This window comes from Flavobacterium agri (genome assembly GCF_013401995.1).
Taxonomy (GTDB): Bacteria; Bacteroidota; Bacteroidia; order Flavobacteriales; family Flavobacteriaceae; genus Flavobacterium; species Flavobacterium agri.
The window spans coordinates 180090-200844 of sequence record NZ_JACBJI010000004.1 but is presented as its reverse complement, the minus strand read 5'-3'; the positions used below and the strand labels follow the sequence as shown (position 1 = coordinate 200844).

Here is a 20755-nt window from a genome sequence, read left to right as displayed (position 1 = left end):
ACATTTTTTTAGCTAACTTCGATACAGCCAATAAAACACAGTATTAATTTTCAAACACTTTAACTTATGGGAATGGTTTCAGAATTCAAGGAGTTTATTGCCAAGGGTAACGTCATGGATTTGGCGGTCGGGGTCATCATCGGGGCGGCATTTGGTAAAATCGTAACGTCTTTGGTAGAAGATGTGATAACTCCGGCATTGCTCACTCCGGCGCTCAAGGCGGCCCAACTCGAAAACATCGAACAACTCAAGACCGATGGCGGGATTCTCTACGGCAAATTTATCGCGGCCGTGATAGGTTTTGTCGTGATTGCATTCGTAATCTTCTTGCTCGTAAAAGGAGTCAACAGTATGCGCAAAAAAGAGGCGCCTGCGCCTGCCGCGCCTGCTGGCCCGACCAACGAGGAAAAATTGCTTATGGAAATCCGCGACGCTTTGAAAAACCGTCCTTAAAACACGTTACCGTACGCTACATTACATATTCTAATTAAACCACGCTCGAAAGGCGTGGTCTTTTTTTGGAACAACTTGAGAAATCGTATTTTAGCTAAAAAAAACATGTTGAAGCTCTACCCGTTTTTGCTTTTTGTTTCAATTGCTTTGGCCCAAACTCCAGGAGTCGGTGTTGTTGATATTGATGGAAACACGTATGCGTCCGTGATTATAGGAAACCAGGAATGGGCTGTCGGAAACTTGAATGTCACAAAATACAACAATGGCGACATAATTCCCGAACGTACGACTGCGAATAATTGGCACGATTCCCCTAACGGTGCCTGGAGCAATTATTTGAACGATCCTTCCAATGGTACTATTTACGGCAAAATTTACGATTGGGATTCTGTAACTGATCCGCGTGGTCTTGCTCCCGAAGGATGGCACATTCCCACAAAAGCGGAATGGGATGAACTGATCGCCTTTGTAGGCGGGCCCGCTACGGCAGGGATTGCACTCAAATCGACGACGCTCTGGAACACTCCGAATGTCGGCGCGACGAACAGCAGCGGATTTTCGGCCATTCCGAACGGTATCCGCTATTATGACGGCAATTTTTCACTTCCTGCCTATTTTGGATCGTCCAATGCGTTTTGGACGACTACCGAATTCACCCCAGGCGCCGTTTACAGTTTTTCGATGTCATCGGCAACTACAGCCGTAAACAATGGATACTATCCGGCCACTGCGGGGTATGCCATCCGTTTTTTAAAAGATTCCGGACTGAAAACCGGTGAATCCTCGCCGATCCGCTTCAGGCTGTATCCGAATCCGACACATGGCCAACTTCATTGTGAGTCGCAAAAAGGTCAATATACGATCGAGCTTTTCACCGTTTTCGGACAATCGGTCCTCAAACAGATCGTATCCGATGGCAAAGCGATTTCTCTGTCTGGTTTTTCCAAAGGCATGTATATCGCAAAAATCACGGATGTTGAAGGCAAATTTGTCGGAAGTCACAAGATAATTCTCGAATAGCACCGATTCGTTGCGTGAGATTTATCGAACAACAACTTTGAACTTTCACTACTTTTGCAACTCATTTTAAACACAACACATTATGAAAGTTGCCGTCGTAGGCGCTACCGGAATGGTAGGCGAAGTCATGCTGAAAGTCCTTGCTGAAAGAAATTTCCCGATTACAGAATTGATTCCAGTCGCATCCGAGAAATCGGTCGGAAAGGAAATCGAGTACAAAGGGAAAAAGTATAAGGTCGTGAATATGCAGACGGCGGTCGACATGAAACCGGAAATCGCAATTTTTTCGGCAGGCGGCGGAACTTCGTTGGAATGGGCACCGAAATTCGCCGAGGCCGGAACCACGGTAATCGACAATTCATCGGCGTGGAGAATGGATCCGACAAAGAAATTGGTCGTGCCCGAAATCAACGCTTCCGAACTTTCAAAAGACGACAAAATCATCGCAAACCCAAACTGTTCGACGATTCAGATGGTTTTGGCTCTTGCGCCTTTGCACAAAAAATACACGATTAAACGCGTCGTCGTTTCCACGTACCAATCGGTTACGGGAACGGGCGTCAAAGCCGTGAAGCAATTGCAGGACGAATACGCCGGGATCGAAGGCGAAAAAGCGTACAAATACCAAATCCACCAAAATATCATTCCTCAAATCGATGTGTTCGAAGAAAACGGCTACACGAAAGAGGAAATGAAAATGACGCGCGAAACCAAGAAAATCCTTTCGGACGACACCATCCACGTAACCGCGACCGCCGTGCGTTTGCCGGTCATGGGCGGACATAGCGAGTCGGTCAACATTGAGTTTGCGAACGATTACGAAGTGGCCGATATCCGAAAAATATTGTCTGAAACTCCGGGAATCATCGTTCAGGATAACATCGACGCTTTCGAGTATCCGATGCCGTTGTTCGCGCACCAGAAGGACGAGGTTTTCGTGGGCAGAATCCGTCGGGACGAAAGCCAGCCGAATACGTTGAACATGTGGATTGTTGCCGATAACTTGAGAAAGGGCGCGGCTACTAACGCGGTTCAGATCGCGGAATATCTTGTAACGAACAAGCTCGTGTAACTTTTGAGCCGCGAACGACACTAATTTTCACAAATAATTAGAGTTTATCAGTGCCATTCGTGGCTAAATTTACCGTCGTGAAATCCAGATTCGCCATATTCAACCTTTTCGCCGTCGCGGCCGTGCTTTTCTCGGTCGTGTTCCAGTCGGTGCACTCGGTTGAGCATATTGTCGAGGAATTCCAGACGCCTAAGTGCCATCACGCCAAAACCGATTCGAAGCACGAATTGTCGCACCAGCACCACAAGGAAGACAATTGTTTCGTGTGCCATTTCAACTTCAGCGGTTTCATCGGTACCGAAATCACGAGAATTCCGGTTCAGAAAGTCCAAATCCATCAAGGATATTCGTATTTCCGTTCGAAAGAAATCACTTCGTATTTCGTCGGAAGCTTATTCGCTCACCGCGGCCCGCCAATAGTTATCGCTTAAATATGACCGTCCGAAATATCCGGACAAAGCTGTTTTAACGATAACTGAAAATCAAATGAAATACATATTCTTTGCCCTGTTCATGGGCTTTGCGGCTATGAGTTATGGCCAGAACACGCTGTCGGGAAAGGTTTCCGATGCGCAAAACCAACCGTTGATCGGCGTTTCGGTCTATCTTCCCGAACTGCACAAAGGAACGGTTACCGATATCGAAGGTCAATACGAGTTCAACAACATCCCGACGGGGAAACTGCAGATCGTTTTTTCGTTCATCGGCTTCGAAACCCAAAACCTCAACGTTTCTGTTTCCCAATCGCCCGTGAACATCACAATGACCGAAAGCGAGCACAAACTCGACGAAGTCGTCGTCTCGACAGGATTCAACAAACTGCAATCACAGAACGTGATGAAAGTCGAGCATGCGGGCGTGAAGCAGATGCAACAACAAGGCATCACGTCTTTGGCAGAAGGCATTACGACGATTCCAGGAGTTTCCCAGGTTTCTACGGGAACTTCGATCGGAAAACCCGTAATCCGCGGATTGAGCTCGAATCGCATTCTCGTGTATTCGCAAGGCGTGCGGCTTGAAAACCAGCAATTCGGAGACGAGCACGGTTTGGGTTTGAGCGACTCGGGCGTTGAAAGCGTCGAGGTCATAAAAGGTCCGGCGTCTTTGCTTTACGGATCGGATGCGCTTGGTGGCGTTCTATATGTGAATCCCGAAAAGTTTGCCGATGCGAATACGGTCAAAGCCGATTTCGGACAGCGTTTTTATTCGAATACGCTCGGAAGCAGCACATCGCTTGGCGTAAAAGGTTCTACCGACAATTGGAAATTTTCGTTGCGAGGCGGCTACAACACGCATTCCGATTACGAAACCGGAGACGGCGACCGCGTTACCAACACACGTTACAATGAAACCGATATCAAAGCCGGAATCGGTTACAACAACCAAAAAATGTCGAGTGTGTTCCGATACAATTACAATCGTCTGGATTTAGGCATTCCCGAAGAAGGCATAGCCGAACAATCCACGAGCAAAAACACCGAATTCCCGCGTCAAGGCATCGACAACCACATCGCAAGCCTTCACAACAGTTTTTTCTTCGGAAAATCGTCTTTGGATGCGAACATCGGTTACATCTTTAACGACCGAAGCGAGTTCGAAGACAGCAACGACGCGGTATTGCGCATGAAACTCCAGACGTTGAATTACGATTTGAAGTATCATTTTCCGCAATTCGGCAAATTCGAAATCATCGCCGGAATCCAAGGCATGCACCAAACCAATGATAATTTTGGTGAAGAATATCTGATCCCGAATGCCGAAGTCAACGATTTCGGGGTTTTCGGAACGACGAACTACACCTGGAATTCGAATGTGATCCAGGCCGGAATCCGCTACGACAATAGGCACATTACCTCCGAGGCCAACGGAATCATCGGCGAAGAAGGCTCGTTTGCCGCTATCGATCGCCAATTCGACAGCTTCAACGCGTCCTTGGGTTATAAAACCGATTTGTCTCCGAAATGGATTTTACGCCTCAACCTGGCTTCGGGTTTCCGCGCCCCGAATCTGGCCGAACTCACCTCGAACGGCGTCCATGAAGGCACGAACCGATACGAAATCGGCAACGCCAACCTCAACAACGAGCAGAATGTGCAAGCCGACCTGAACCTCGAATTCAAAGGCACGCATTTCGAAATCTTCGTGAACGGATTTTACAACCACATCGACAATTACATCTACACCCAACCGACGGGCGAGGTTTTGGAAGACAACGATGTTTTTGCGTACACTCAGGACAATGCACAGCTTTTTGGCGGCGAGGCCGGGATTCATTTCCATCCGCATCCGCTCGATTGGCTACACGTCGAGAGCAGTTTCGAATCCGTCACCGGAAAAAAGCAGAATGGGGATTATTTGCCGTTGATTCCGGCCAACAACTGGAACAACACGATCCGCACTGAGTTCAACATCAAAAATTGGCTCAAAAACGGGTTCGCGCGCTTCAACGTTTCGACGACTTTCGATCAAGATAACGTGAGCGGATTCGAGACCAGAAGCGGCGGTTACACCTTATTCAATGCAGGTTTCGGCGGAAAAGTGACTTTTGGAAAAACCGCTTTTGAAGTAAGTCTGAACGGAAACAACCTGACGGACAAAACGTATATCGCGCATTTGTCGCGCCTTAAAGTCGATGGCGTTCCGAATATTGGAAGGAATGTCGTTTTGGGCGTGAATTTTAACATCTAGCCGTCGGTCTCCTATTTTAAAAAGTTAGCCACGAATAGCACGAATTCCACTAATCTATTGGTGAAATTCGTGTCATTCGTGGCTTAGTTATTAGGCTTCGATTAGAATCGATTGTCGCCATCGAGCAGGTTTCCAAGCCCGCCGAGCAAACTGCCTTCCTCTCGGTTGCTTCCTCCGGAACGCGGAGCAGATGCGATGATCCTGTCGGCCAAACGACTGAACGGCAACGACTGTATATAAACCGTTCCCGGGCCTTGGAGCGTCGCAAAAAACAAACCTTCGCCACCGAAAATCGAGTTTTTGATCCCGCCGATGAATTCGATATCGTAATGAACGGTTTGCGAAAACCCGACGATACATCCGGTGTCGACTTTTAGGATTTCGCCAGCGGCGAGTTCTCTCTTGGCCAACGTTCCGCCCGCGTGGACAAACGCCATGCCGTCTCCTTCGAGCTTTTGCATGATGAAGCCTTCGCCTCCGAAAAGTCCGCGACCGAGTTTCCTCGAAAATTCGATGCCTACCGCAACGCCTTTCGCGGCGCACAGGAACGCATCTTTCTGGCAGATGAATTTGCCGTTTTGCTGGCTCAGATCCAAAGCGATGATTTTTCCGGGATAAGGCGAAGCGAAACTCACTTTGCTCTTGCGCATATTCTGGTTCTGGTAAGCCGTCATGAACAGGCTTTCTCCCGTAAGCATGCGTTTTCCGGCCGATAGTAATTTGCCCATAAAACCCGATTGTTGCTGGCTTCCGTCTCCGAAAATCGTTTGCATTTGGATGCCGTTTTCCATCATCATGAAGCTTCCGGCTTCTGCAATGACGATTTCCTGCGGATCGAGTTCGATTTCGACGTATTGCATTTCCTCGCCGAAAATCTCGTAATCAATTTCGTGTGCTGTCATTTTTCTGTACGTTTTTGTTGATACTGCAAATTAGTGATTTGAACGATATGAAGCGGTTGCGCAATTCGGATGTTTTTCATTCATCGAATTCTAATTGTTCACAACATTTTACTCATAACTACTTATCCTATACTTTTTTAATTATATTTTTACCATATCTCTAATCAGTAAAAACAAATTTTATGAATTCGAAATTTACGATGATTGTCCGAATCGCGCTTGGCATCATGCTCGTCGTGTTCGGAAGCAACAAATTCCTTCACTTTCTGCCAATGGACGCGCCAACCGGTGCTGCCGGCGAATTCATGAACTCTTTGGGCGCGACGGGTTATATTTTCCCCATCGTCGGGCTTCTTGAAGTCTTTATCGGATTGATGCTTTTGCTAAAGAAATGGGTGCCGTTCGTAATCATTTTGCTCGCGCCGATTTCGATCAACATTTTGCTTTTCCATTTGTTTTTGGCTATTCCGGGCGTTGCGATTGCGTTTTTGGTCGCCATTTTCAACGGAATCCTGATTTACAAGCACTGGAGATTGTACCGACCGCTTTTTATTTGATGAGCCAAGCCACTTGTATCGATCCGAAAAAGTAGCCTTTGTTCACCCAATTGTCGACTTCTTTTCCGCGGTAGACGAACGCATACGACAAATCCCATTGGTTTTTTCGGTATTTGAATCCGGCCTCGCCAATAAAGCGTGCGCGCACCAAATCCCACGTGATCGGGCTGTCGTCGTTGAACATACTGCCTTCGATGGTCGCGTCGTACGCTTGGTAATTGAAACCCGGCGCGATATAGAAGAAAAATTCGCTTTGGTTTTTGAAGGCGTCGGGGTCGAAATTGACCGATGCGCCGTAAAGTGCCGAATCGTAAATGTCCAAAAGCGGTTTCAGGCTGATTCTCGACAGCAACGAAGCGTTCGTTCCGACAAAAGCCGTTCCGCCGAAAACATTGGCCTTCGCATGCAAATCGATGTATTCCGACTTCAAAATCGGATTTGAATAGAATGCGTTGAGCTGAAGCGCTATCAAATCATGAATCTGGTAATCCCAACCTTGTACAGGTTTGTAATTGAAGATGCCGTGGATGCCGCGCTGTACTTCTTCGGCCATAGAAGAAGGCCCGATGACGCCGACTTGTGCCGTCAATTTGAAAACCGATTCTTTCTTGTAGAACCATCCTTTCTGGAATTGACCGAACAGATAACCCGCAAATGGACGGTCGTGCACACCCGGATCGGCTGCCTTTACGGTCTGTGGATTGTAAATGTACTGCCCGATCCTGACCTCGTTGATTTTCTTGACCGCTTTCCCGATCGTGTCGCTTGACAGATATTTGTAGTAGAATTCGATGCCGTTCGTATAGTATTTGTCGTTTACCGAAGACGTGTACAGGTCGTTCTCGAAAACGGCTCCGATTTGCTTTTTTTGGGCAAAAACCATCGAGCAAAACAACAAGAAGAAAATCGGAGTACGCATCAATAATCGAGTTTCACCCCACGCATGTTGTTCATGATCCTGGTCTTGCGACGGTTGATGTACGAAGACGAATAGCTGGCTTCGAATTTCCTCGGGTTCGGCAAAATAGCGGCAATCCCGGCGGCTTCACGTTTGGTGAGCTGGTTCGCGTCCTTGCTGTACCAATGCCTCGAAGCGGCTTGTGCGCCGTAGACGCCGTTACCCATTTCGATGCTGTTCAGGTAGACTTCCATGATGCGTTCTTTTGGCCAAAAGACTTCGATCAAAACCGTGAAATAGGCTTCAAGCCCTTTGCGCACCCAGCTCCGGCCTTGCCACAAAAAGACATTTTTGGCGGTTTGCTGGGAAATCGTACTTCCGCCGCGAAGTTTTCGGCCTTTCTTGTTCGATTTCATGGCTTTTTGGATCGCGTTGAAATCGAATCCGTAATGATCGATGAATGTGGCGTCCTCACTTGCGATCACGGCCTTTTGAAGATTGGGTGAAATATTTTCGAGCGGTTCCCAATCGTGGTCGAAATACACGGTCTTGTCCGAAAAGGTGTTCTCGAAAAATCGGAAAGCCATCAAAGGCGTAAACGGAACCGGCACGAACCGGAACAGGATCACAAGAAAAATGGAAACGGCAAAAAACCAAAGTGCCGCTTTTTTTATGAAGTTGAAAATCTTTCTAAGCATATCAGATTACAGTAAATCGGCGAGTTCCTGACCTACGAGGCTGCCGATGGCCACACCCATTCCGCCGAGACGCACACCGCAGAACACATTGTTCGAAAGCGCTTCCACGATCGAGCGTTTGCTCGCGCCGATTCCCATGATGCCACTCCAGCGATGTTCGACCTCGAAAGGCGTGTTGGGTAAAACTACTGCTTTTAGCAATTCCTCCAAACGGTTTTGGATGATTTCGGTGTTGCCGAATTGGGATGTGGTTTCGCCTTCGAAATCAAGGTTTCTGCCGCCTCCGAAAAGGATTCTGTCGCCAATGTTGCGGAAATAATAATACCCGCGGTCAAAATGGAACGTGCCTTTTATGTCGAGATCGGGAATCGGTTTGGTGATCAAAACCTGGGCGCGTGCCGGTTTCACGGCATTTTGGGTCAGTTGACCGGCGAAACCGTTGGTCGCGAAAAGCAGTTTGTCGGTGTTGAAAGCGAAGTCCTGAAGCGATATGGAAACATGGCTTCCATTGTCGGAAAAACCCGTTACCGTAATGCGATTCAAGATCAAAATGTCATTCTCGATCGCTTTCTTGAGCAACGCCTGCATCATATTTCCGGTATCGATTTGGGCTTCGAACGGATTGAAGACGACATTTTCGTGAATGTTGCCGAATCCGAAACGATCCACTTGTTTCGCAAACACATCGGCCTTAAAGAACGGACGCAGCAAATCGTTGATGAACGGCATTTTCTGCAGGCAATCCTGGTACAGAAATTCGTCTTGTTGCAAAAATAGTTCGTATCCGCCGAAAGGCTTGAAATCGATTACGGAATCACCAAGCCCTTTTCTGAGCAATTGCAGGCCGTTCCATCGTTTTTGTACGAGTTGGATGACTTCCTCTTCGGAATGCGTCGCAAGGTCGTCGATGATTTCCGAAAGGCTTCCGAAACACGCAAAACCGGCATTTTTCGTGCTCGCGCCTTGCGGAAGAGCGCCTTTTTCAAGAATCAGGATTTTGCTTTTCGGAAAGCGTTCGCGCAATCGCAAAGCCGTGTGAAGCCCGACGATACCGCTTCCGACAATCGTAAAATCGACGTTGGAAAACCAGTTTTTCAGTTCCCAGTAACTCAGTTCCATTTTCAAATTTTTGCTAAAAATAGGCTTTTCAACTGAAACATTACAACTGACGATATTTCAAGTATTTTCCGACATCTTTATCGATTTAACACAATCATAGATTGCCTTTTGTCGATTTGTCAATTTTTTTCTTAGAATTCTGAATCACTCAAAGTCAAATCCTTCTATATTTGAGTTAAACTATTCACTATTAACCCAAATTAGATTTTATGAAGAACAGATTACTCTCCATTGCATTCGTCGCAATTACCGGGTTTTCCTTCGCTCAGCAAGGAAGACAGGTTTGGAGGCCCACTGTGAAAAGCCCCGAATCACAAATCGTGGCAAACAAGACTTCGATCCAGAATCCGAGGCTGTTTGCCCTGAACACCGACCAGTTGCGGCAATCGCTGACCACGGCGCCCCAACGGTTTTCGGTCAAGGAATCGAACTTGATCGTATCGCTGCCCAATGCCGACGGCGGTTTCGACCGCTTTCGCGTGACCGAATTCTCAAACATGGATCCGGAACTCGCGGCCCGTTATCCCGAAATCAGATCGTACACAGGGAAAGGTGTTGACGACCCGCGTGCCACGGTATATTTCAGCATTTCGCCACTCGGCTTGCAGTCGATGGTGATCAACGGCGACAAATCGGCCGTGTTCATCGAACCGTACACTACTGACCAAAGTGTTTACACGGTTTATAAAAAATCGGACAAGGCAGCCTCGCTTAATCAATGGGATTGCCGCGTAATCCAACAAGCCACGAACGAACTCAACGAAGCTGAGCTTTTGCGTCCGAACGCAGACGACGGAAACCTGCGCAATTACCGCCTTGCGATGTCGGTAACTGGCGAATACACCGCTTATTTCGGAGGCACGAAAGCCCTTGCGCTGGCCGCGATCAACAATACGATGACACGCGTGAACGGTGTTTTCGAGATCGATATGGGCGTGCACATGAACCTGATTTCGAATACGGACGTCGTGATTTACACTTCGGCCTCATCGGATCCCTACTCGAATGCTTCGACCGGAGCCGGCGGCGCCTGGAACCAGGAATTGCAGACGACTTTGACCAATAACATCGGAAGCGCGAATTACGACATCGGGCACTTGTTCGGTGCGACCGGAGGCGGCGGAAACGCAGGCTGTATCGGTTGCGTGTGCAAAAATCCGACGACTTCCGTGCCACTCGGAAAAGGTTCGGGATATACGTCTCCAGCCGATGGAATTCCGTCGGGCGACAATTTCGACATCGATTATGTAGCCCACGAAATGGGACACCAATTCGGAGGCAACCACACGTTCTCTATGAGCAACGAAGGTACGATCGCCCAGTGCGAGCCGGGTTCTGGATCGACGATCATGGGTTATGCCGGAATTACGGGCTCTACCGATGTTCAGGCGCATTCCGACGCATATTTCCATGCGGTCTCTATCCAACAAATCACGAATTATGTGAAATCGACGACTTGCCAAACCATGACCGTGACCGGAAACGCGATTCCGACGGCTAACGCAGGCGCAGATTATACGATTCCAAAAGGCACTCCATTCATCCTGACGGGAACGGGAACCGATGCCAACGGAGGCGCGCTCACTTATTGTTGGGAACAAATGGACAAGCGTACGACAAGCAATTCGATGCCAAGCCCGACCAAAACAGGCGGACCGGCTTTCCGTTCGTATTCGCCAATCACAAGCCCGGCGCACATGTTCCCAAGATTGGAAACCGTAAAAACAGGTGCGACTTCTTGGACATGGGAAGCTGTTCCGACGGTTGCACGTACGATGAATTTCCGTTTTACGGTTCGCGATAACCAAGGTTCGTTCGCAGCCAACAATTCGGATGACATGGTCGTAACCGTAAATGCTACGGCCGGACCGTTTACAGTTAGCGCACCGAACACAGCGGTTTCTTATGTTGGCGGATCTACCCAAACCGTGACTTGGGCCGTTGCCGGAACTACCGCAAACGGTGTGAACTGCGCCAATGTCGACATTTTGCTTTCTACAGATGGCGGAAATACGTTCCCGACCGTACTTTTGGCTGCAACGCCTAACGACGGATCGCAAGCCGTTACGATCCCGAATACCGCGGGAACGCAAAACCGCATCATGGTAAAAGGAACGAACCATATCTTCTTCGACATGTCGAACGCGAACTTTACGATTACGGCAGGTTCTACCGACACGGTCGCTCCATCGGCTCCGACCAATTTGGCCGCTTCGGGAACTACATCCACAACCACGAATTTATCTTGGACAGCTTCAACCGATAACGTCGCCGTTACAGGATATGACGTTTACAGAAACGGGGCTTTCCTCGCATCATCGGCCACGACTTCATATGCTGCTACCGGTTTGACCGCTTCGACAACGTATACGTTTTATGTGCGTGCAAAAGACGCGGCCGGAAATATTTCGGGCAACAGCAACACGGTTTCTGTGACGACTTCGGCTGCTCCTGCAGACACGACGGCTCCATCGGCTCCGACAAATTTGGCCGCCTCGGGAACAACCCAAACCGCGACCAATTTGTCTTGGACAGCTTCTACAGACAATGTCGGCGTAACGGGCTATGACGTTTACAGAAACGGATCTTTCCTCGCTTCGACTACGACAACTTCGTATGCCGCGACCGGATTGACCGCTGCAACGACTTACAGTTTCTATGTTCGTGCGAAAGATGCCGCCGGAAACGTATCGACCAATAGCAACACGGTTTCGGTGACTACGTTGTCGAATTCCGTAACGTATTGTACGTCTCAAGGAAATAACGTCCAGGACGAATTGATCGGGCGCGTACAATTCGGCACGATCAACAATCCGTCTACAGGCGGAACGGGTTACACGAACTTTACCGCGATCTCTACGAACGTGACGCGTGGTTCGGCCTACACCGTCACGGTTACGCCAACTTGGACGGGATCTGTTTACAGCGAAGGTTACGCCGTTTTCATCGATTGGAACCAGGACGGAGATTTCTCGGATTCAGGCGAAACGGCCTGGACACGCACGGCAACGACCACGACTCCGGTAAGCGGATCGATCACGATTCCGGCAACGGCCGCTTTGGGCGCGACAAGAATGCGCGTTTCGATGAAATACAATGGCGTACCGACTTCGTGCGAGACGTTCACGTACGGACAAGTCGAGGATTATACGGTCAACATCGTATCGTCTGCGAGAATGGATGAAAGCGGCGTCGCTCCTGTTGTTTTCAACGTTTTCCCTAACCCTGTAAAAGGCGAAATCCTCAATGTAACCGATGTAGAAGACAATACGCCTTTCCGCATCGTGAACCTTCTCGGACAACAAATCCTTACAGGAAAAGTAAACGGCGGAGCGATCCAGGTAGGAACGGTCAACGCCGGAACATACTTGCTCGAAATCAATTCGAACGTGAAGCGTTTCGTAAAACAATAAGCACATTTTAACTCAATACGGAAAGCTGCCTCACTCGGGCAGCTTTTCTTTTTTTACTACTTTTAGGCACATTTTCAAACAACGCATGGGAATTTCTAGGTTTTCGGATTCCTGAAAAAAACAGTAAAAAAAATGAGTAAAAAAGCCGCTTTAATAACCCTTACCATCTTGAGTATGACCGCTGTCAAGGCACAAAGCACGATGACGCCGGAAACGCTTTGGAAACTGGGCCGCGTCTCCGGACTGGGCATTTCCAAGGACGGAAAGAACATCGTGTACAAAGTTTCGACCCCGTCGGTCGAGGAAAACAAATCGAATTCGAAGTATTATACGATTCCCGTCGCAGGTGGAAATCCTGTCGAAGTGGCCGATTACAAATCGCTGCTCAACGACAAAAACGTTTCTTCGGACGGAAAACACATCGTTTATAACGAAGAAGTGAAGCTCGTCAAGGTAAACGGGAAAGATTTCTATCCGGAACTCCAAAAGTCGGACGTGCAGATTTACGACGGACTCGATTACCGCCATTGGGACACCTGGAATACGGGTTCGTACAACCATGTTTTCTTCCGTGAGAACAAAGAAGGTTCGAAAGGAAAAGACATTTTGAAGGACGAGCCGTTCGATTCGCCACAGAAACCTTTCGGTGACGATTCCGATTACAATTGGTCGCCAGACGGAAAAACCATCGTGTACGTCGCCAAGAAAAAAGCGGGTACGGAATATGCGAAAAGCACCAATACGGACATTTACCAATACGATCTCGCGACGGGTGAAACCATCAATCGCACCGAAGGGAATTTGGGTTACGACACGCATCCGAAGTTTTCCCCGAATGGCGATTTGACGTGGCTTCAGATGAAACGCGACGGTTATGAAGCCGACAAGAACGACATCATCGTCAGCTTCAAAGGCATGAACATGAATCTTACCGCGAATTGGGACGGAACCGTCGACGATTTCGTATGGAGCAAAGACGGAAAGAAGATCTATTTTACGGCTGCCGTTGGCGGAACGAAACAGTTGTTCGAAGTCAATTTCCCGGGATTGACCAAAATCGCGGTTCAGGTAAAACAGATCACCGACGGCGTTTTTGACGTGGCCGGAATCGTAGACATTACCGGAAACACCGCTATTTTGAGCCGTACCGATATGAACCACGCGGCCGAATTGTACGCGTACGATCTGAAGAAAAAAACGTGGAAACAATTGACATTCGTGAACAAATCGACGTATGACGAATTGGCTTTGAGCAAAATCGAGAAGCGCATCGTGAATACGACCGATGGCAAGAAAATGGTCGTTTGGGTGATTTTGCCTCCGAATTTCGATCCTAACAAAAAATATCCGACTTTACTATATTGCCAGGGCGGACCGCAATCGGCGCTTTCGCAGTTCTATTCGTTCCGATGGAATTTCCAGTTGATGGCGGCGCAAGGCTACATAGTCGTCGCACCTAACAGACGGGGAATGCCGGGTCACGGCGTCGCTTGGAACGAACAGATTTCCAAAGATTGGGGCGGACAGGTCATGCAAGATTATTTGGCCGCTATCGATGATGTTTCAAAAGAAAAATACGTCGACAAAAGCCGTTTGGCGTGCGTGGGCGCGAGTTATGGCGGTTATTCGGTGTTCTACCTCGCCGGAATCCACAACAAGCGATTCAAGACGTTTATCGCGCACGACGGCGTTTTCAACCTGCAATCGATGTACGGAACTACCGAGGAAGTGTTCTTCAACCATTGGGATGCCGGCGGCGCGTATTGGGAAAAAGACAATGCCGCGGCACAAAAGACGTATGGCGAATTCAACCCGATCAACAACGTGACCAAATGGGACACGCCGATCATGATCATCCAAGGCGGAAAGGACTATCGCGTGCCGATCGGTCAAGGACAAGAGGCGTTCCAGGCGGCGCAACTGCTTGGCATCAAAAGCCGATTCCTTTATTTTCCAGAGGAGAATCACTGGGTTTTGCAACCTCAGAATGCCATGGTTTGGCAACGTGAATTCTTTAAATGGTTGAAGGAAACACTCTAAAGGCAGAATTTTTCAATCACATTTCACGGCCGACTTCTGAAATTTCAGAGGTCGGCTGTTGTGTTTTTTGCGATTATCACACAGAATAATAATTCGCATATTGCGATTATTTTTAAATAAGTAGTATCTTTCTAGTCCCAAATCACCTCATCATGAAAGCGTTACTACTTTTGCTCATCCTGGCAGGGTCGCCCTTATGCGCCCAAATCGGAATCAATACGGTTTCTCCTACTGCCACTCTTGACGTCAACGGCACGATGCGAATACGCACCACTTCGCAAATTTCACGGGAAACGGCTGCCAAAGACTCGATCATGGTTTCGGACAGCCAAGGCAACGTCCAACGCATTTCTTCTAAAAAGGTTGTGCAAAGCCATTTGAAATCGTTTGTGAAAGGCGGATTCAGTTCGAGTTCGGACCAATCGTTGAGCCTCACCTCGGGTACGGTCAAAATCCCGTTCAATCAGGAAGATTTCGACGAAAACGATGAATTCGATACGGGCACGAATACCTTTAAGGCAAAAGAAGCCGGAATTTATGCCGTGAGCGTCCAGATCAAAGCCAACAGCGCGGTAAGTGTCGCGACGAATTTCGGCGTCAACATCTTGAAAAACAATGTGGTGATTGCTCGCAGTTCATTTGCCAATATCGGAATAACTGTTGTGGTAACGGCAATAAACGTGACGCCTCCTATCCGCACGGTGCAAACTTTGGTCAAATTGAACACAGACGACACCATCCGTTTTCAGGTAAGCAGCGACCTGATCAATGTAGGTTTGCTGAGTGCGAAAGAGGATTCGTTTTTTACGATCCAACAAGTGCGGTAACGGCATAAAAAAAACCCGCCATTTCTGACAGGTTTCCTTTATTGACTTATGATTTATTCCGGATCGTTCATCTTGAAAGTTTCCATGAATTTCGTCGTATAATTTCCTTCGACGTAAGCAGGTTCATCCATCAATTGACGGTGGAACGGAATCGTAGTTTTGATGCCTTCGATCACGAACTCGTCGAGCGCGCGCTTCATCTTGTTGATGGCTTCCTGGCGCGTCTGGGCCGTCGTGATCAACTTGGCGATCATCGAGTCGTAGTTCGGCGGAATCGTATAACCCGCGTAGACGTGTGTATCGAGACGCACACCGTGTCCGCCCGGAGCGTGCAATGTGGTGATTTTGCCCGGTGACGGACGGAAATCGTTGTACGGATCTTCGGCGTTGATACGGCATTCGATCGCGTGCAATTGCGGAAGATAGTTCTTTCCTGAAATCGGCACACCTGCAGCCACAAGGATTTGTTCGCGGATCAAGTCGTAATCGATGACCTGCTCGGTGATCGGGTGTTCGACTTGGATACGCGTATTCATTTCCATGAAGTAGAAATTGCGGTCTTTGTCGACCAAAAATTCGACGGTTCCTGCACCTTCGTATTTGATATATTCGGCAGCGCGTACGGCAGCTTTTCCCATTTTCTCACGCAATTCGTCCGTCATGAACGGAGAAGGCGTTTCCTCGGTCAATTTTTGGTGACGACGTTGTACCGAACAGTCGCGCTCACTCAAATGACATGCTTTTCCGTAAGCATCGCCAACGACTTGGATTTCGATGTGACGTGGCTCCTGGATCAGTTTCTCCATGTACATACCGTCGTTCCCGAAGGCAGCCGCAGCTTCCTGACGCGCACTTTCCCAAGCCTTTTCAAGCTCTTCTTCTTTCCAGATTGCGCGCATTCCTTTTCCACCGCCACCGGCTGTCGCTTTCATCATCACCGGATAACCCGATTCCTTGGCGACTTTTTTGGCGTGCTCTAGCGATTCCAACAAGCCGTCAGAACCCGGAACGCAAGGAACTCCAGCCGCTTTCATCGTAGCTTTTGCCGTGGCCTTGTCACCCATTTTCTCAATCATTTCGGGAGATGCTCCGATGAACTTTATACCGTGTTCCTGGCAAATTTTCGAAAATTTCGCATTTTCGGAAAGGAAGCCGTAACCCGGATGTATCGCGTCGGCATTCGTAATTTCGGCAGCCGCGATGATATTCGACATTTTAAGGTACGACTGGTTGCTTGGCGGAGGTCCGATACAAACGGCTTCGTCGGCAAACTTCACGTGAAGGCTTTCCGCATCGGCAGTCGAATAAACCGCAACGGTCTTGATGCCCATCTCGCGGCAAGTACGGATCACGCGCAATGCGATTTCCCCTCGGTTTGCGATCAATATCTTCTTGAACATAGTAGTCTGTTTTAAATGAAAAATGTTGAATACCGACATTCTGACAAGGTTGCCCCTATCCGAAAGTCAATGTTCAACATTCAAAATATTTTTAAGACGGATCGATAAGGAACAACGGTTGGTCGAACTCTACCGGAGACATGTCATCCACAAGGATTTTCACGATTTTTCCAGAGTATTCAGACTCGATTTCGTTGAAAAGCTTCATCGCTTCGATCACGCAAAGCACGTCGCCTTTCTGGATGTTGCTTCCTACTTCAACGTAAGTCGGCTTGTCTGGTGCTGGCTTGCGGTAGAAAGTTCCGATGATCGGCGATTTGATCGTGATGTATTTCGAATCTTCCGATGCAGCGGCAGCAGGAGCAGACGGCGTTGCAGCAGCGGCAGGAGCGGCAACCGGAGCGGCAGCTTGCGGCAATGCGGCAACAGGTGCTTGCTGGATGTAGGTCACCTCGGGCGCACTGGCTTCGGTTGTGGTTTTGATGGTGATCTTGAAATCGTCCATCTCCAGTTTAACTTCGGTAGCTCCCGATTTGGCTACAAAGCGGATAAGGTTCTGAATGTCTCTGATATCCATAAGATTGTAATTTGGTATGTTTTAGTTATTTAGCGTCGTATGCCCATTTCAAGTAAACCGCGCCCCAAGTGAATCCGCCGCCGAATGCCGCGAAAATCAGGTTGTCGCCTTTCTTGAACTTGTGTTCGAAATCACTCAGCAACAATGGCAAAGTTCCCGAGGTAGTATTTCCGTATTTTTCGATGTTGACCAACACTTTCGCGTCGTCAAGTTCCATCCTGTGTGCCGTCGCGTCGATGATACGCTTGTTCGCCTGGTGTGCGATAAGCCAATCCACGTCGTCTTTCGACAAGTCGTTGCGCTGCATGATCTTTTCGGATACGTCGGCCATTCCGGTAACGGCGTATTTGAAAACGGTTTTACCGTCCTGGAACACGTAATGTTGGCGGTTCTCGACGGTTTCTTTCGATGGAGGAAGCAATGATCCGCCCGCGTCGATTTTCAAATATTCGCGTCCGATTCCATCTGAACGAAGGAATTCGTCCTGGAATCCGAGGCCTTCTTCGTTTGGCTCAAAAAGAGCAGCGCCTGCGCCATCCCCAAAGATGATGCAGGTCGCGCGGTCTGTATAATCGATGATCGAAGACATTTTGTCGGCTCCGATCACGAGCACTTTCTTGTATCGTCCGGTTTCGATGTAAGCCGCCGCCGTCGACATTCCGTAAAGGAAGCTCGAACAGGCCGCCTGCAGATCGTAAGCGAATGCGTTGACCGCCCCGATTTGCGTAGCCACATAAACGGCAGTAGCCGCTACGGGCATGTCGGGAGTTGTCGTGGCAAGCAAAACCATATCGATTTCGGCCGGGTTGACATTCCCTCTTTTAATGAGGTCTTCGGCCGCTTTGATGGCAAGATAGGAAGTCCCTTTTCCTGCTTCTTTCAAAATCCTTCTTTCCTTGATTCCGGTTCTTGAAGTGATCCATTCGTCGTTGGTGTCGACCATGGTCTCAAGGATTTTATTGGAGAGTACGAAATCTGGTACGTAACCTCCTACAGCAGTGATTGCGGCTGTGATTTTGTTCATAGGATCGGTAATTTTCTTTTGGGGAATTTTCCCGTAAAAGGTGTTGAAATTACAAAAAATTTCGGAAACCGGCTGCTTCCGAAATCGTTATTTCCGACTAAAATTCAGGGCAATAAAAAAAACTCCCACAACGTGAGAGTTTATATGTTCTGAATCACAGCGTATTAGGCAACTGCTTCAGTCTTATCGATAACTACCTGGCCTCTGTAGTACATTTTGCCTTCATGCCAGTAAGCTCTGTGGTACAAGTGAGCTTCCCCTGTTACAGGACAAGTTGCGATTGTAGCTACGGTTGCTTTATAGTGTGTTCTTCTCTTGTCTCTTCTGGTTTTGGAAACCTTTCTCTTAGGATGTGCCATTTTATTCTTTTATTTTTCTTTTAACAGTGACTTTAATTTATCCCAACGCGGGTCGGTATTTTCTTCTTTCTCGTCTGATTTGACTTCTTTGTGGGTTACGTTCATGTTGTTGAGCCTATCTAAAGCTTCCGATTTGAGCGTGCCATCCTTGATTCCTGGATGCACTCTTTTCTGCGGGATCGATAACGCGACCATCTCATATATATATTGAGAAACGTCTACCTGATGTTCGCCATGAGGCAAAATCAGCAATTCTTCGTTGTCGCTGTTGAACTCGTCCCCGAACTGCACGATCACTTTGAGCTTCCCTTTTATCGGAAGATCAAACATCTCGCCCGTCAAATCACAAGGCACGTAAACCGTTCCTTTGTGCTTGAAACTGAGTTCCAACATTGTCGTTTTCTTCTCGAGCACCACATTTGCAGTGATGTCGCACGATTCGAATTCGTCGTAACCAAACTCGTCAAAGAACTTTTTATCAATCTGATACTCAAATTGGTGCTTTCCTAGTTTTAATCCCGCGAACGAAATTAAAAATTCATTCAACTGTTTCATCATCACACAATTTGCCCCGTATTTCGGGTGGGCAAAGATAAAAAATATTTACAACAACAAAAGACTTAATTGCCTTTTTTTGATTCGAGGTGTTTTTCCTTGATTTTCAGAGGATTTTTTGCGATTTCAGCATAATTGTTTCGCGAGTGAAAAATGTCGATCGCGAGATAAACCGCTTCCGCAAACGAGCTGTGGTCGGCAATTCCCTTGCCTGCGATATCGTAGGCCGTACCATGGTCTGGCGACGTACGGATTTTATCCAGGCCTGCCGTATAATTCACGCCTTTACCGAAAGCCAGCGTCTTGAACGGAACCAAACCCTGGTCGTGGTAAGCTGCGATAACCGCGTCGAATTTTTCGTATTGGCCACTTCCGAAGAAACCGTCGGCCGGATAAGGCCCGAATACCATTGTTCCCGCCTCGAACATTTTCTTGATCGTCGGTTTCAATATGTTTTCGTCTTCCTTTCCGATGACGCCATTGTCTCCGGCGTGCGGATTCAGGCCCAACACCGCAATTTTCGGTTTATTGATGCTGAAATCCTGAATCAGGGTTTTCTTTATCGTCTCGATTTTTTTGCGCACGAGGTTTTCCGTGAGATGCGACGCTACTTCGTTTACAGGAACGTGATCGGTGAGCAATCCAACTCGCAATCCCTCCTGAACCATCAGCATCAAAGCATCTCCTTCGAGCTCTTGAGCCAGATAATCAGTATGTCCCGGGAATTTGAATTCCTCGGATTGACTATTGTACTTATTGATGGGTGCCGTGACCAAAACGTCGATTTTCCCATCTTTCAAAGCTTCAACTGCGGCCTTGAACGATTTTACGGCATATTCGCCCACTTTGGCGTCGTTCGCCCCGAAGTTCAGATCTACGGGCTCTTTCCAAACATTAAGTACGTTGATTTTTCCAGTAATAAGTTGGTCAATCGAATCGATTCCGTGAAGTGTCGACTGCGAATCGAATGTCTTCTTCACGAAAGAAAGAATCTTGACATTGGCAAAAATCACGGGCGTGCAAAGCTCAAGCATGCGGGAATCCTCGAAGGTTTTGAGAACTACTTCGCTCCCTATCCCATTCAGGTCTCCTATCGATATTCCTACAAGTATATTTTCTGCTTTCTTGGTCATGCCCAGACGTTATTATTTGG

General features: G+C 48.1%; 19 protein-coding genes. 9 read left to right on the top strand and 10 right to left on the bottom strand.

Going from position 1 to position 20755, the window contains the following annotated elements:
- The first annotated feature begins 66 nt into the window (after window positions 1–66).
- The 5 genes from mscL (at window position 67) to HZF10_RS11025 (ending at window position 5233) form a co-directional block, all read left to right on the top strand.
- Entirely contained in the window at window positions 67–453 is a 387-nt protein-coding gene (gene mscL, locus HZF10_RS11045; RefSeq protein WP_176006265.1) for a large-conductance mechanosensitive channel protein MscL, read from the top strand.
- A gap of 105 nt (window positions 454–558) precedes the next feature.
- Entirely contained in the window at window positions 559–1473 is a 915-nt protein-coding gene (locus HZF10_RS11040; protein WP_176006264.1) for an FISUMP domain-containing protein, read from the top strand.
- Window positions 1474–1555: 82 nt separating this feature from the next.
- The gene (locus tag HZF10_RS11035) at window positions 1556–2545 is read left to right on the top strand and encodes an aspartate-semialdehyde dehydrogenase (protein WP_176006263.1); all 990 of its coding nucleotides are present in this window, start codon (window positions 1556–1558) and stop codon (window positions 2543–2545) included.
- Between the two features lie 77 nt (window positions 2546–2622).
- Complete coding sequence (locus HZF10_RS11030; protein ID WP_176006262.1) at window positions 2623–2976, top strand: hypothetical protein; 354 nt, start codon at window positions 2623–2625, stop codon at window positions 2974–2976.
- A 55-nt stretch (window positions 2977–3031) separates the two neighbouring features.
- Entirely contained in the window at window positions 3032–5233 is a 2202-nt protein-coding gene (locus HZF10_RS11025) for a TonB-dependent receptor (protein ID WP_176006261.1), read from the top strand.
- A 101-nt stretch (window positions 5234–5334) separates the two neighbouring features.
- Here the strand turns inward: HZF10_RS11025 and HZF10_RS11020 are convergent, their stop codons facing one another.
- Window positions 5335–6135, bottom strand: coding sequence for a TIGR00266 family protein (locus tag HZF10_RS11020; protein WP_176006260.1), 801 nt, complete (start codon window positions 6133–6135; stop codon window positions 5335–5337).
- 182 nt (window positions 6136–6317) lie between these two features.
- On the opposite strand from HZF10_RS11020, the gene HZF10_RS11015 reads away from it, so the two are divergent.
- Window positions 6318–6692, top strand: a complete 375-nt coding sequence (locus tag HZF10_RS11015; protein WP_176006259.1) for a DoxX family membrane protein — start codon at window positions 6318–6320, stop codon at window positions 6690–6692.
- Here the strand turns inward: HZF10_RS11015 and HZF10_RS11010 are convergent.
- From HZF10_RS11010 to HZF10_RS11000, 3 genes are read right to left on the bottom strand one after another with little or no spacing between them, the layout of a single operon-like run.
- A complete protein-coding gene (locus tag HZF10_RS11010) occupies window positions 6685–7611 on the bottom strand; it encodes a lipid A deacylase LpxR family protein (protein ID WP_176006258.1) in 927 nt (308 codons plus the stop codon). The genes HZF10_RS11015 and HZF10_RS11010 overlap by 8 nt on opposite strands.
- Window positions 7611–8288 (bottom strand): monofunctional biosynthetic peptidoglycan transglycosylase, encoded by a 678-nt coding sequence (mtgA, locus tag HZF10_RS11005; RefSeq protein WP_176006257.1) that lies wholly within the window; start codon window positions 8286–8288, stop codon window positions 7611–7613. The genes HZF10_RS11010 and mtgA overlap by 1 nt, the downstream gene beginning before the upstream one ends.
- A gap of 6 nt (window positions 8289–8294) precedes the next feature.
- On the bottom strand, window positions 8295–9407 hold the full coding sequence (locus tag HZF10_RS11000; protein ID WP_176006256.1) for an NAD(P)/FAD-dependent oxidoreductase: 1113 nt from the start codon (window positions 9405–9407) through the stop codon (window positions 8295–8297).
- Window positions 9408–9616: 209 nt separating this feature from the next.
- Here HZF10_RS11000 and HZF10_RS10995 point away from each other — a divergent pair, with 209 nt between their 5' ends.
- The 3 genes from HZF10_RS10995 (at window position 9617) to HZF10_RS10985 (ending at window position 15687) form a co-directional block, all read left to right on the top strand.
- Complete coding sequence (locus tag HZF10_RS10995; RefSeq protein WP_176006255.1) at window positions 9617–12820, top strand: reprolysin-like metallopeptidase; 3204 nt, start codon at window positions 9617–9619, stop codon at window positions 12818–12820.
- A 174-nt stretch (window positions 12821–12994) separates the two neighbouring features.
- Complete coding sequence (locus HZF10_RS10990; RefSeq protein WP_371315657.1) at window positions 12995–14860, top strand: S9 family peptidase; 1866 nt, start codon at window positions 12995–12997, stop codon at window positions 14858–14860.
- Between the two features lie 152 nt (window positions 14861–15012).
- Window positions 15013–15687 (top strand): hypothetical protein, encoded by a 675-nt coding sequence (locus HZF10_RS10985; RefSeq protein ID WP_176006253.1) that lies wholly within the window; start codon window positions 15013–15015, stop codon window positions 15685–15687.
- A gap of 53 nt (window positions 15688–15740) precedes the next feature.
- Here the strand turns inward: HZF10_RS10985 and accC are convergent, their stop codons facing one another.
- The 6 genes from accC to pdxA all read right to left on the bottom strand — a co-directional run bounded on the left by accC (window position 15741) and on the right by pdxA (window position 20735).
- The gene (accC, locus tag HZF10_RS10980) at window positions 15741–17087 is read right to left on the bottom strand and encodes an acetyl-CoA carboxylase biotin carboxylase subunit (RefSeq protein ID WP_176006252.1); all 1347 of its coding nucleotides are present in this window, start codon (window positions 17085–17087) and stop codon (window positions 15741–15743) included.
- A gap of 91 nt (window positions 17088–17178) precedes the next feature.
- Complete coding sequence (gene accB, locus HZF10_RS10975) at window positions 17179–17664, bottom strand: acetyl-CoA carboxylase biotin carboxyl carrier protein (protein ID WP_176006251.1); 486 nt, start codon at window positions 17662–17664, stop codon at window positions 17179–17181.
- A 25-nt stretch (window positions 17665–17689) separates the two neighbouring features.
- Window positions 17690–18688: a beta-ketoacyl-ACP synthase III gene (locus HZF10_RS10970; protein WP_176006250.1), complete on the bottom strand. Its 999-nt coding sequence runs from the start codon at window positions 18686–18688 to the stop codon at window positions 17690–17692.
- Between the two features lie 164 nt (window positions 18689–18852).
- Window positions 18853–19047 (bottom strand): 50S ribosomal protein L32, encoded by a 195-nt coding sequence (gene rpmF, locus HZF10_RS10965; protein WP_176006249.1) that lies wholly within the window; start codon window positions 19045–19047, stop codon window positions 18853–18855.
- 9 nt (window positions 19048–19056) lie between these two features.
- Window positions 19057–19602 carry a YceD family protein gene (locus HZF10_RS10960; protein ID WP_176006248.1) on the bottom strand — a complete coding sequence of 182 codons (546 nt, stop codon included), beginning with the start codon at window positions 19600–19602 and terminating at the stop codon, window positions 19057–19059.
- Window positions 19603–19667: 65 nt separating this feature from the next.
- The gene (gene pdxA / locus HZF10_RS10955; RefSeq protein ID WP_176006247.1) at window positions 19668–20735 is read right to left on the bottom strand and encodes a 4-hydroxythreonine-4-phosphate dehydrogenase PdxA; all 1068 of its coding nucleotides are present in this window, start codon (window positions 20733–20735) and stop codon (window positions 19668–19670) included.
- Between the last annotated feature and the right edge of the window lie 20 nt (window positions 20736–20755).

Coding starts and splice junctions, on each gene's coding strand:
- HZF10_RS10990 (WP_371315657.1), top strand. CDS start 12,995: ATGACCGCTGTCAAGGCACAAAGCACGATGACGCCGGAAACGCTTTGG.
- mscL (WP_176006265.1), top strand. CDS start 67: ATGGGAATGGTTTCAGAATTCAAGGAGTTTATTGCCAAGGGTAACGTC.
- HZF10_RS11000 (WP_176006256.1), bottom strand. CDS start 9,407: ATGGAACTGAGTTACTGGGAACTGAAAAACTGGTTTTCCAACGTCGAT.
- HZF10_RS11040 (WP_176006264.1), top strand. CDS start 559: ATGTTGAAGCTCTACCCGTTTTTGCTTTTTGTTTCAATTGCTTTGGCC.
- HZF10_RS10960 (WP_176006248.1), bottom strand. CDS start 19,602: ATGAAACAGTTGAATGAATTTTTAATTTCGTTCGCGGGATTAAAACTA.
- HZF10_RS11035 (WP_176006263.1), top strand. CDS start 1,556: ATGAAAGTTGCCGTCGTAGGCGCTACCGGAATGGTAGGCGAAGTCATG.
- HZF10_RS10995 (WP_176006255.1), top strand. CDS start 9,617: ATGAAGAACAGATTACTCTCCATTGCATTCGTCGCAATTACCGGGTTT.
- HZF10_RS10985 (WP_176006253.1), top strand. CDS start 15,013: ATGAAAGCGTTACTACTTTTGCTCATCCTGGCAGGGTCGCCCTTATGC.
- HZF10_RS11020 (WP_176006260.1), bottom strand. CDS start 6,135: ATGACAGCACACGAAATTGATTACGAGATTTTCGGCGAGGAAATGCAA.
- rpmF (WP_176006249.1), bottom strand. CDS start 19,047: ATGGCACATCCTAAGAGAAAGGTTTCCAAAACCAGAAGAGACAAGAGA.
- pdxA (WP_176006247.1), bottom strand. CDS start 20,735: ATGACCAAGAAAGCAGAAAATATACTTGTAGGAATATCGATAGGAGAC.
- HZF10_RS10970 (WP_176006250.1), bottom strand. CDS start 18,688: ATGAACAAAATCACAGCCGCAATCACTGCTGTAGGAGGTTACGTACCA.
- HZF10_RS11025 (WP_176006261.1), top strand. CDS start 3,032: ATGAAATACATATTCTTTGCCCTGTTCATGGGCTTTGCGGCTATGAGT.
- HZF10_RS11015 (WP_176006259.1), top strand. CDS start 6,318: ATGAATTCGAAATTTACGATGATTGTCCGAATCGCGCTTGGCATCATG.
- HZF10_RS11010 (WP_176006258.1), bottom strand. CDS start 7,611: ATGCGTACTCCGATTTTCTTCTTGTTGTTTTGCTCGATGGTTTTTGCC.
- accB (WP_176006251.1), bottom strand. CDS start 17,664: ATGGATATCAGAGACATTCAGAACCTTATCCGCTTTGTAGCCAAATCG.
- accC (WP_176006252.1), bottom strand. CDS start 17,087: ATGTTCAAGAAGATATTGATCGCAAACCGAGGGGAAATCGCATTGCGC.
- mtgA (WP_176006257.1), bottom strand. CDS start 8,288: ATGCTTAGAAAGATTTTCAACTTCATAAAAAAAGCGGCACTTTGGTTT.